Origin of the sequence: Rhodoferax sp. UBA5149, from assembly GCF_002413825.1 — a bacterium.
Lineage (GTDB): Bacteria > Pseudomonadota > Gammaproteobacteria > Burkholderiales > Burkholderiaceae_C > Rhodoferax.
This window is the reverse complement of sequence record NZ_DHXT01000143.1, coordinates 1-9,965: the sequence shown is the minus strand read 5'-3', so window position 1 is coordinate 9,965 and position 9,965 is coordinate 1. Positions and strand designations below refer to the sequence as shown.

At 58.5% G+C, this 9,965-nt stretch carries 13 protein-coding genes and 1 pseudogene; 6 read left to right on the top strand and 8 right to left on the bottom strand.

Features of this window, described 5'->3' with window-relative positions; translation table 11 throughout:
- A pseudogene (locus B3V69_RS12370) lies at window positions 1-405 on the bottom strand (NADH oxidase); the annotation flags it as partial.
- An 84-nt stretch (window positions 406-489) separates the two neighbouring features.
- On the opposite strand from B3V69_RS12370, the gene B3V69_RS12365 reads away from it, so the two are divergent.
- A complete protein-coding gene (locus tag B3V69_RS12365; RefSeq protein WP_296446967.1) occupies window positions 490-738 on the top strand; it encodes a DUF3297 family protein in 249 nt (82 codons plus the stop codon).
- A gap of 40 nt (window positions 739-778) precedes the next feature.
- Here the strand turns inward: B3V69_RS12365 and B3V69_RS12360 are convergent, their stop codons facing one another.
- Together B3V69_RS12360 and B3V69_RS12355 are read right to left on the bottom strand one after the other, a co-directional pair.
- Window positions 779-1,231 (bottom strand): hypothetical protein, encoded by a 453-nt coding sequence (locus B3V69_RS12360; RefSeq protein WP_296446965.1) that lies wholly within the window; start codon window positions 1,229-1,231, stop codon window positions 779-781.
- Window positions 1,232-1,361: 130 nt separating this feature from the next.
- Window positions 1,362-2,450, bottom strand: a complete 1,089-nt coding sequence (locus B3V69_RS12355) for an alkene reductase (protein ID WP_296446963.1) — start codon at window positions 2,448-2,450, stop codon at window positions 1,362-1,364.
- Window positions 2,451-2,649: 199 nt separating this feature from the next.
- On the opposite strand from B3V69_RS12355, the gene B3V69_RS12350 reads away from it, so the two are divergent.
- From B3V69_RS12350 to B3V69_RS12340, 3 genes are read left to right on the top strand one after another with little or no spacing between them, the layout of a single operon-like run.
- Window positions 2,650-3,078: an acyl-CoA thioesterase gene (locus tag B3V69_RS12350; protein ID WP_296446975.1), complete on the top strand. Its 429-nt coding sequence runs from the start codon at window positions 2,650-2,652 to the stop codon at window positions 3,076-3,078.
- Window positions 3,075-3,605: a YeeE/YedE family protein gene (locus B3V69_RS12345; RefSeq protein ID WP_349679212.1), complete on the top strand. Its 531-nt coding sequence runs from the start codon at window positions 3,075-3,077 to the stop codon at window positions 3,603-3,605. The genes B3V69_RS12350 and B3V69_RS12345 overlap by 4 nt, the downstream gene beginning before the upstream one ends.
- Window positions 3,602-4,009 carry a DUF6691 family protein gene (locus B3V69_RS12340; protein ID WP_296446960.1) on the top strand — a complete coding sequence of 136 codons (408 nt, stop codon included), beginning with the start codon at window positions 3,602-3,604 and terminating at the stop codon, window positions 4,007-4,009. Before B3V69_RS12345 ends, B3V69_RS12340 begins: the two co-directional genes overlap by 4 nt.
- A gap of 113 nt (window positions 4,010-4,122) precedes the next feature.
- Here B3V69_RS12340 and B3V69_RS12335 read toward each other — a convergent pair whose 3' ends face one another.
- The 4 genes from B3V69_RS12335 to B3V69_RS12320 form a co-directional block, all read right to left on the bottom strand.
- The gene (locus B3V69_RS12335) at window positions 4,123-4,341 is read right to left on the bottom strand and encodes a hypothetical protein (protein ID WP_296446957.1); all 219 of its coding nucleotides are present in this window, start codon (window positions 4,339-4,341) and stop codon (window positions 4,123-4,125) included.
- 14 nt (window positions 4,342-4,355) lie between these two features.
- On the bottom strand, window positions 4,356-4,511 hold the full coding sequence (locus B3V69_RS12330; RefSeq protein ID WP_296446955.1) for a hypothetical protein: 156 nt from the start codon (window positions 4,509-4,511) through the stop codon (window positions 4,356-4,358).
- Complete coding sequence (locus B3V69_RS12325; protein ID WP_296446953.1) at window positions 4,487-4,987, bottom strand: ATP-binding cassette domain-containing protein; 501 nt, start codon at window positions 4,985-4,987, stop codon at window positions 4,487-4,489. The genes B3V69_RS12330 and B3V69_RS12325 overlap by 25 nt, the downstream gene beginning before the upstream one ends.
- Before the next feature lie 111 nt (window positions 4,988-5,098).
- Window positions 5,099-5,371 (bottom strand): hypothetical protein, encoded by a 273-nt coding sequence (locus B3V69_RS12320; protein WP_296446951.1) that lies wholly within the window; start codon window positions 5,369-5,371, stop codon window positions 5,099-5,101.
- A gap of 192 nt (window positions 5,372-5,563) precedes the next feature.
- Between B3V69_RS12320 and B3V69_RS12315 the strand changes: the two genes are divergently transcribed.
- The gene (locus B3V69_RS12315) at window positions 5,564-8,974 is read left to right on the top strand and encodes a bifunctional diguanylate cyclase/phosphodiesterase (RefSeq protein WP_296446949.1); all 3,411 of its coding nucleotides are present in this window, start codon (window positions 5,564-5,566) and stop codon (window positions 8,972-8,974) included.
- Window positions 8,975-9,193: 219 nt separating this feature from the next.
- Window positions 9,194-9,439, top strand: a complete 246-nt coding sequence (locus B3V69_RS12310) for a hypothetical protein (protein WP_296446948.1) — start codon at window positions 9,194-9,196, stop codon at window positions 9,437-9,439.
- Between the two features lie 31 nt (window positions 9,440-9,470).
- Here B3V69_RS12310 and B3V69_RS12305 read toward each other — a convergent pair.
- Window positions 9,471-9,965, bottom strand: a 495-nt coding sequence (locus B3V69_RS12305) for a LysR substrate-binding domain-containing protein (protein WP_296446946.1), incomplete at its 5' end; no start/stop codon positions are given.

Genomic DNA, 9,965 nt, shown 5'->3' with positions numbered 1-9,965 from the left:
GCGGTACTGCGCGTACATCGCCCCGCCCAGCACGGCCACCGTCTTGCCCAGCAGGGCCTGTGCCGCGTCCGACGACCCGGCCGCGACGACCACGCCGGCACCTTCATTGCCCACGGGCAGGAACTGGCCCACCCGGGCGGCCATGCTTTTCATGAGCCGCTCAGGAATTTGGGCGGTGACGACCGGGCTGGCTGGCGTGCCGGACACCTTGGCCGTGCTGATGTCGGCCGCACCAAAGAGCAGTCCGATGTCAGACGGGTTGATCGGCGTGGCTTCAATCCGCACTACCACTTCGTCGGGCGCGGGGTCGGGGGTCGGGACGCTGAGCAGCGATAGCTCCAGTTCGCCATCGGGCTTGACCAGGGAACGAAGTTGAAGCCCGGTGGGGGCTGGATGGGTACTCATGGCGGTCTCCTGTAATGGAAATCGACTCTAGCATAGGGGCCGTTGCAGACCAGGCCAGGGCCAAATCATGGAAAATCGATACCCATGAACCAAGCCACCCAATTTCCCCCTCTGCCCGACCATCTGTCCATTGATCCGCGCAGCCCCTTTCACGTCGCTGCCGTGTTCGAACATGACATTGGTATTCGATTGAATGACAAGGAGCGTCTGGATGTCGCGGAATACTGCATCAGCGAGGGCTGGGTCAAGGTGCCCGCCGGCAAGGCGCTGGACCGCAAAGGCCATCCGCTGTTGATCAAGTTGAAGGGCAAGGTCGAATCGTTTTACCGATAAGCGGCTTTCCTCCGCGGCGGTGGTTGCGAATCATCCGTTATCAGTCTTCATGTCGACCGCCATGCCGATGGTCGCTGCGGCCTTCTGGCTGGTAATACACCTGTGACACGGGCGCATAACCCGGGCCGTAATAGCCCGCGCCGTAGCCCGGACGGGGTGCCTGCACGTAGTGCCCGCCGTGGCGCCGGTTCCAGCCATAGGGGCGCTCGTAGTAAACCGGCTGTGGCTGCACAAAGACCGGCGCAGGCCTTACAAACACAGGGCGCGGCTCGTAGTAAATCGGCTCTGGCTGAACATAGACCGGCTGCGCCTGCATATACAGCGGCCCTGCATTGCCCACATTCAGCGACACGCCGGGCGCGCCCACGCCCACTGACCAGGACACGTTGTCTCGGGCTTGGGCGGCACCGGTAAAACTCAGGGCGGCAAGCGCCAGAGCGGCCGTGGCACCCGCCACAACGACGGAGCGGTTGACCATGGGGGCTGTCTTCATAAGTATCTCCTTAACAGGGCAGGAAATGCCCATGTCCTTATTAAACGTGGTCCCCTGGTAACCGTCTACCGCATGCACGGTGAAGAAGGTAGCCAAACGTAACCCGGCCCAGCCACCCGAAGGCACTATCTCAAGCCGCAGCCACCGGGTAGTCGGTGTAGCCCTTGGCGCCGGGCGTGAAGAAGGTGTTGGCATCGGGCGCGGTGAGTGGCAGGCCCTTCTTGAAGCGTTCCACCAGATCCGGGTTGGCCAGAAAAGCGCGGCCCATGCCGACCAGGTCCACCAAGCCCTCGTTCACGGCCTGCTGCCCTGAAGCCTGGTCGAAACTGCCACCGATGAAGAAGGTGCGCGGCCAAGCCTTGCGCAGGGCCTGCTTGAACGCCAGTGGCACCGGCGGCGCGCCCATGGCGGCGTGGTCCACGATGTGGACGTAAAGCAGGCCCGCATCGGCCAGCAGGGGCAACAGTTTCAGGTAGGTCTCTTCCACCTCGGGGTAGGCGCCCATGCCTGAGTTGGTGCCATAGGGCGAGAGGCGGATGCCGACCTTGTCGCCACCGATGGCCGCCGCCGTTTCGCGCGCCACTTCCAGCACAAAGCGCATGCGTTTTTCGACGCTGCCGCCCCAGGCGTCGGTGCGCTGGTTGGTGTCGGGGCTGAGGAATTGCTCCAGCAAGTAGCCGTTGGCGCCGTGCAGCTCGACGCCGTCAAACCCGGCGGCGATGGCGTTCTTGGCCGCCTGCACGATCTCGGCTTTGGCTTGCGCGATGTCGGCCTCCGTCATGGCTTGCGGCACCGGGTAGTCCTGCAGGCCAAGTGCGTCGGTGTACATCTGGCCGGCCAGGGCCAGCGCGCTGGGCGCCACGATTTTGGCGCCTTCGGTCATGTTGGCCGGGTGGCTGACGCGCCCGGTGTGCATGAGCTGGGCAAAGATCACGCCTGTGGCGGCGTGCACCGCGCTGGTCACGGCTTGCCACGCCTGCACTTGCGCGCTGTTCCACAAGCCCGGTATGCGGGCGTAGCCCTTGCCGTTGGCGCTCGGGGCAATGCCCTCGGTAACGATCAAGCCGGCGCTGGCGCGCTGGGTGTAGTACTGCGCCATCAGCGGGTTGGGCACGCCAGCGGCGTCGGCACGGCAGCGCGTCATGGGGTTCATCACCAGGCGGTTGCGCAGGGTGAACTTGCCCATGGGGAAAGTTTCAAACAAATTGTGCTCAGCCATACAGGTTTCCTTTCATTGGGTTGGGGGTTGCGCGATGGTAGGCCGGTTCTTTGCGCCGTGCTTGAAAGTCGTCGCGCAGGAGGCGAATTACGGACAATCCCCCGCCATGAAGCGGGCTCTTTCCCTCTTTTCCCTGGGTTGGGCAATACCGCACTGCTTTCAGAAGTTACGATTGATGTTTTTTGAAAATCCAATTCCAATGCCACGCATCCAGCTAGTCCCTGCACAAAATTACCCCTTTGTCACGGAAGTGCAGATTTACATCAGCCACGTCAATCAGGGCGGGCATCTCGACAATGCACAGCTGCTCACGCTGGTTTCCGAGGCCCGGCTTCGGTTTTTTACATGGCTGAGTTACTTTGAGTCGGATGTGGAAGGCACCATCATCGTCGTTGGGGACATCGTTGCCCAGTACAAGTCCGAAGGCTTCCATGGTGAGACCATGCATATTGAAATGGCCCCCACCGACTTCAACAAGTACGGTTTTGACCTTCAGTTTCGCATGAGTGAAAAAGAGACCGGCAGGGAGGTGGCGCTCGGCAAGATTGGCATCGTCTTTGTCACTCGCGCAAACCGCAAGGTGGCATTGATTCCAGCGGCTTTCATGAATCGCCTAAGCCAACTTTGAACTGGCTTTTGAGCCACGCCGTCGACCCAGCAGCCCACCGAAAATACACCCCCATGAACATATCTCTTTCTCTCTTCCCCCTCGGCTGGCAGCACTATTTGCTGGGCGGGCTCATCATTGGCACGGGTGCGTCGCTGCTGTTCGTGCTGACGGGCCGCATCGGCGGCATGAGCACGGTGTTCTCAAGCACCTGGTCTTACCTGGTGCGCCGGCCGTTTTTTCAGCAACCGCGCTTTGTCGATTCGCGCGGCTGGCGGTTGGTGTATGCGGCGGGCCTGATCCTGGGCGCGCTGGTGTGGTGGCTGGGCTTTGCGGGCGGCGTGCGCGAAGCCACGGCGGTGCCGGTATGGCAGTTGCTGGTGGGCGGCTTTTTTGTCGGGTACGGTGCGCGGCTGGGCAACGGCTGCACGTCGGGCCACGGCATTTGCGGGCTGGGCTCGCTGCAATTGCCGTCGCTGCTGGCGGTGCTGACCTTCATGGCGACCGCGTTCCTGACGGCCAACCTGGCCGCAAGGTGGCTGGCATGAGCGCGGCGCGCGTCGTAGCGACGCTGCTGGCAGGCGCGCTGTTCGGCTTTGGCCTGTCCTACGCCACCATGATCCGGCCCGAGGTGGTGCTGAGCTTTTTGCGTTTTCAAGACTTCGGCCTGATGCTGGTGATGGGCGGCGCCGTGCTGGTGGTGGTGCTGGCCTACAAACTGGCGCCCAGGTTGCTGGCCCGCCCGCTGCTGGACGACCACTTCCACGTCCACCCCAGCGTCTGGAGTCGCGACACCGCGGTGGGTGCGGCCTTGTTCGGCGTCGGCTGGGGCCTGTGCGGCGTGTGCCCGGGCCCGGCCATTGCGGGCCTGGGCGCGGGCAACTGGAGCCTGCTGTGGGCGCTGGCCGGCATTGGGCTGGGCGCGCTGGTGCAAGGGCTCAGGGCGAAGTAACTGGTCGCGAGCCAGTTGGTGGACGGGTCATGAACGATCCGTACGACCTGTCCACAACGCAGACCGCGGGTATCGGCGGCCATTCAATACTTGGCCAATGTAAGTGGATCGCACTAGGTAGTGATAGCTGAGCAGCAGCAGCGCAGCGCCTGTAGAGAAGAGAAAAGAAACATACAGTACCAGGAGCAAATAAAGAAACCAGAGATGCGCCAAGGGAAACCGAGCGCGTCGATCCCCGGAATAAATAACAGCGTTGCATGAAAAGCGATGCCGAGAAGCAACGCGAAAGCACGCACTGCGTCGAGTGCATGAAGGCGATCCTGTTTTTGCATTGACTATCCCGGCATCACGCAGACACGTCAGCTTCGTTGACGATCGGCCCCAAATAATCTCTGACTTGCGGGTGCGCCATCAATGCGTCGAAATCCCGCAAACGCGTGAAGCTGCCTTCTTCCACAAAAAGGTATTCATCGCAAATCATGCGGATGAGGTCCAGATGCATGGCGTTTGAAGGGTGCACGCAGAAGACGATGAGATGGCCTTGCGATTTGAGTTCGCGAAACTTGTTGAAGAGCAGGCCGATGTACCATCCGTCATGTCCGGCTCGTCATAGAGATGAATCCTCGGCGTGTCGTTGCGGGCCGGCTCAAGCAAGAATTCGGGCGTGAGCTGCCATTTGTATTTTCGGACATGGTGCGGCTGTCGGTGATGATTCACCACGTGCCTGCGCTGCGTGTATTTGACCCGGTGGATATCCTGACCATGGCAAATCACCTGGCCGCTGGTGGGCATGTCTTGGCCGGCGATGAGGTCGAACAGCGTGGTTTTGCCGGCGCCATTGGGGCCGACGATGGCGACTATCCCGGCCCCCTCCATTTTAAAATCCGCCTGCAGCTGAAAGATGACATGCTTGCTGAACCTGCCTTGGGCATGCACTTTGGTGAGATTCTTGACATGCAAATAAGGCGCTGAATTCATTCTTGTACCGGTTTTAGGCAGAGCTGCGAGATTACGAGAGGATCGACGTTCCCGACTAACGCATTTATTGCACGTGCCGTCTGAGAAAAACGCATGCATGCGCATTCCTGGTCAATTTACAAGCACTTCGATTTGAGTGCATGCCTTTCGTCCGAATTGCGACTGGCGATCCAATAAATGCACCAGCATGGCTGTAAAAAGGGGATTTAGCCATTGCAAAGCCATAAATATCTTGGCACGAAAAATGCAATTGTGGTTGGAACTGTCACTTTGGGAGGCCATCATGCTCACCGCCACGCGTGAGCGCTTGGGTTTTACGTCAACGCAATTTTTGGTCGAGCCCTTGCCGCGCGGCCAGCTTGCATTTAGCAGTTTTTCGGTCAAGGATTTGTAACTGATTTGTCATATTGCAGTGCAACAATTGAGCGAGATCGGTGCGGTTCCAGAGGCCTAGACACCACAACCAAATAGCGAATATATGAAAAAAGCGCTGGCGACTACCACCCCGTCGTCTCATGACGCGGCCGTCCCCAAAGTCACCCCTGCGGCAGCCTGTTTTTGAGTTCCACAATCACTGTGAAAACCCACAAACCTGCTAGCTTCGCCACGAAGCCGATCGCCGTTGTTTTGACGCTCCTGACATTGGCGCTGTCTTTGATGGCGTGGGTTGTGGTGCGAATTCAAGGGCAACCGGTCGAGATCGATGCCTACGAAAATCTCACGGCCATCTCTAGTCTCAAGATAGACCACCGGGGCGTTGCCATGCTGGCCGTCGTGGCTCTGGGTGCAGTGTTTGTTCTTTTCTGGCGCCAACTCATGCACGCTCAGCGCCTGGCCGAGCTAAAGATAAGACGTCAGTCTCGTCTCTATGCCGCGTTGAGCCAGTGCAATCAGGCCATCGTGCATTCCAGTTCTCAGGACCAATTGTTTGCCCATGTCTGCCAGACGGCCGTGCAATTGGGGGGAATGACCATGTCCTGCATTGGCTTGCTCGACCCGCAAACGCAGCGCGTTGTTCCGATGGCATCTTTTGGGTCCGGTGGTGTGGAACTGAATGACATTGAAATCTCGGCGAGCATTGACAGTGTGTTTGGCAGGGGCAGTTCCGGCACGGCCATTCGCGAAGACCGGCCGGTGTGGATTCAGGACTTTCTCAACGCGCCGGCAATGGCCGCGTGGCACGCCATTGCGTTCGGAGCTGACTGGCGCGCGATTGCATCCATTCCCTTGCATCGCAATGGACGGGTCATTGGGGTGTTCATCTTGGTGGCTGGCGAGTTAGACGCCTTTGACCAGGATGCGAAAAGACTGCTCTTGGAAATCGCATCAAATGTGGATTTTGCACTGGAAAATTTCGAACGCAGAGCCAATCGTCTCTTAACCGAGCAGCTATTGAAAAATTCGCAAACTCAACTGGAGTTGGCACTCAAAGGTTCTAGCGATGCACCCTGGGATTGGGACCTGGTTGGGCAGCGTCTGGAGTACTCACCACAGGGCTGGCACATGCTGGGGTATGGCGTGGACGACGCACCCAGTGGCGCGGGTATGTGGAAAGCGCTCATCCATCCGAAGGACGCATTCATGGTCAATCGGGCTAACCAGGCCGTGCTGGACTCAGACGCCAATGTCACGGTCAAGGAATTCCGTCTGCGACACAAGGCTGGCTATTACGTGCCGGTGTTATCACGTGGCTATATTTCGCGGGATGAATCGGGACGAGCAGTCCGAATCACGGGCACCAATATGGATCTCGCTGCGCAACACCAAGCGCGGCAGGTCGATGCCCTACGGCCTTACATGCTTGAACTATTGGCGGGTAGCTTGAACATCGATCAGATTTTGGCGCTCCTGATGCAAAAGCTGGAGGAGTTGTTGCCGTCAAGTTTTGGCGCGACCTGGTTACTGGATCGGCGGTCAAATCAACTGTGTCTCCGCGCGGCCCCTAGTTTGTCGCACCTTCTTGACGAGACACGTGTCACGTTGGCAAGTGGCCAAGATAGTGGCGCCTGTGGCCGGGTTTCGTTTAGTTATGAAAGTGCCAGGGCGCAAGAGCTCGTTGACAGCCCTTGGCGCTCGAACTTCAATTCGATGGCTTGTGAATCTGGTCTGTCAGCTTGTTGGTCTGCGCCTGTGCTTTCCAGCGCCGGGAATATTTTGGGTGTGCTGGACCTGCATCGAAAGTGGGATAGAGAGCCCTCCGCCCATGAACGCATACTGGTTGACATGGTTAGTCAGTTTGTGGGGATTGCGGTGGACCGGAGGGCTGCGGAGGCACAGGAGCGCCTCGCAACCATGGTGTTTTCGCGAAGTCGCGACGCCATCATGATTACCGATGCGGACAAGCACATTCTTTTGGTGAATCCGGCGTTCAGCGCTATCACCGGTTACAGTGCGGCCGAAGTCATGGGGCGCAAGCCTAGTGCCCTGTCTTCGGGGCAACACGGCCGCGAGTTTTACACTGCGATGTGGAACTGCGTGGATACCGAAGGTCTGTGGCAAGGCGAGATTTTGAACCAGCGCAAGAGCGGCGAGGTGTATCCGCAATGGCTCGCCATCAGCCGAATGACCAATGCCGTCGGCGAGCCCACCAACTACATTGCGTTTTTCACGGATGTCAGTCAGAAGAAAGCCGACGAGGAGCGGATCAAATGGCTGGCCCATTTTGACTCCCTGACGGGCCTGCCCAACCGTGCCTTGCTGGGTGATCGTTTTAAGCAGGCGGCCACCATGGCGCAGCGCCAAACTGAGCCACTGGCGTTGATGTTTCTGGACCTTGACCACTTTAAACGCATCAACGATACGCTCGGCCACGGCACGGGAGATGCGCTGCTCATCGAGGTGGCCCGACGCATGCGCTACCAGGTGCGCGAACAAGATACGGTGGCCCGCCTGGGCGGCGATGAATTTGTATTTATTTTGCCAGACACGGACGCCCACGGGGCGGCTCACGTGGCGCAGAAGCTTCTCGAAGCCATCGCCAAACCGCTCCAGATCGAGCACCATGAACTGATCGTGACCCCTTCCATCGGCATCGCGATGTATCCTCAAGACGGACTGGACTTCGAAGCCCTGGCACAACACGCCGACCTCGCGATGTACCAGGCCAAGCAGGAAGGGCGCAACGCTTTTCGCTTCTTTGCCCCTGACATGCAGCAGCATTCAGTGCGTACGCTGATGCTCGAAGGTGCATTGCGTCGGGCCATGGAGCGCAATCAATTGAGTTTGTATTACCAGCCGCAGCTATCACTGGAGACGGGGCGCGTCATCGGTATCGAAGCCTTGTTGCGCTGGAAACACCACGAGTTGGGCATGATTTCTCCCGCAGAGTTCATTCCGATTGCCGAGCGCAGTGGTCTGATTTTGCCCATTGGCGAGTGGGTGCTGCGAACTGCCGCAGAGCAGTTGTCAAGCTGGATCGACAGCGGCCTTGAGCCGATCATCATGGCGGTCAACCTGTCAGCGGTGCAGTTTCGCCACCCCAACCTCCCGGAGCTGGTGAGCCGTATTCTGGATGAGGCTGGCCTGGCGCCAAAATATCTGGAGTTGGAGTTGACGGAAAGCGTTGCCAGTGACGACCCCACAGCCGCTATCGCCATCATGGCCGATCTGCACGCACGTGGCGTGTGCATGTCGATTGACGATTTTGGAACGGGTTATTCGTCGCTGAGCTACCTCAAACGTTTTCAGGTCTACAAACTAAAAATAGACCAGTCATTTGTGCGTGACATCACGGTGGATCCGGAGGATAAGGCCATTGTCAGAGCCATCATCAGCATGGCCCAAAGTTTAGGCTTGCAGACTATTGCAGAGGGCGTGGAAACACTTGAACAGCTTGAGTTCTTGCGCGCACATGGGTGTGATGAGGTGCAGGGCTACTTCTGCAGCAAACCTTTGCCGGCGTTGGATTGTGAGAACTACCTGCGCCGGATGCAGATTGCCCCCGCATTTTGCCCCGTGGTTCCGCTTCGCTTATTGCGTTCTTCTTGAAAAACACAGTGGCAAAAAAATGCTCGGTAGTGGAGGTGCCGTCAATCTACCTTCAACGCTTCACCGATAAAGTTGCGATTCAATTCCGGCTCGCGACGAACTTCTGGCCCATTTACGGCAGCACCGTTTGCCTGTATGCCCGTGAGAAATCGGTGGCAGCGGGCGTCACTGGCTTGTAACAAAGCAATGGCACATTCGACAACTGCACTGGCCACTCCATTGAACCCTGAGATCATGGTCAGCAAGGTACGCAAAGCCCGCCTGCGAGTAGCTGCGGTGTTCAAGCTATCACCGGATCAGGACCGTGCTGCGTCGTACCATGGCGTATCTCAGCGTGCAATACAAGACCCGCTGACGCCGGATTTGAATATCGCCAAACGCACCAACATTTCTGGCGCGAAAAAAACTTCTGTCGGTAGCACGTTCAAGGCGATTGGCGCACAAGTCAAACTGCAGACAACGTAAAAATAAGTTCATTCAAGATGGCTTCACCTCACTACGCATTCTTCGCCGGTGATAGCACGCCATAGTGAGCCAGCATCCATTCGCGAAACGCAGGCACCAGCGGATTGCCCAGCGACTGGGAACGACAGGCAAGATAAAACCCGAATTGAAACATGTAGGCATGAAACGCGTGCGCCAGAACCAGGTTTCCCGCCGCAAAATCCGGATCAAGAGGCGCGCCCGCCCGTCCGCCGGCCATCCATATGCCCATCCCGCTGAGCGCCGCTTCGCGCGCCATGGCGCCGTTGTTGACTTCAAAATAGCGTTTAGGTTGCAACCCGGAATAGCCTGCGGCTGCGCACCAGCGGCTCCACAATTCCGGGAAATGGCTGACTTGCATCCAGGTGTAGTCGGCCAGTTCCTGCGGATCCCGGGTCATCCCGTCGACCAGATAAGCCGGCGCGCACAACGGCATGCTGTAGCTGTTCGGCGTCAGAAAAGTCGTTTCCCATCCTTCCCACGGACCTTCTCCAAACAATATGACCAC